General features: G+C 58.5%; 1 protein-coding gene. It reads right to left on the bottom strand.

Annotated features, from left to right (window positions below):
- Positions 1 to 405 (bottom strand): immunoglobulin-like domain-containing protein (locus tag ACE04F_RS18625; RefSeq protein WP_486108971.1); only part of this gene is annotated, 405 nt, incomplete at both ends.

The following is a 405-nucleotide window of genomic DNA, read 5'->3' as shown; positions in this document are numbered from 1 at the left end:
GGTAGTGTCCTGGGTATCGGTCACTGCGGTGTCCGCAGGCTTACCATCGATTTCCAGGTTTTCGTAGTTGCCGCCCTTAGCGTCGTCGATCTTGACGCTCAGGTTGCTTCCGCCCGCCAACGCATCGTTAGGCGCGGTGAAGTTCACTGAGCCAGAGCTTGCGCCGACTGGGATAGTGATGCTTTGACCATTCGACAGCGTGACGACCAGCGGAGCGCCGGTGACCGGAGCATTCACCGAAGCGGTGTAAACCACGGTGCCGCCTTCGCCAACCGTCGAAGTTGCGGTGAGCGAAACAGTGCTGGTGTCGAGGGTATCGTTCACGTCGGTGACGACGGGTGCAGTGTTAGGCACCAGATTCTCAAAGTTACCGCCAACTGCCGTGTCGATGCTGACTTCAACCTT

The sequence above is a fragment of the Pseudomonas sp. AGC41 genome (assembly GCF_057334555.1).
This window is presented reverse-complemented; position numbering and strand designations above follow the sequence as displayed.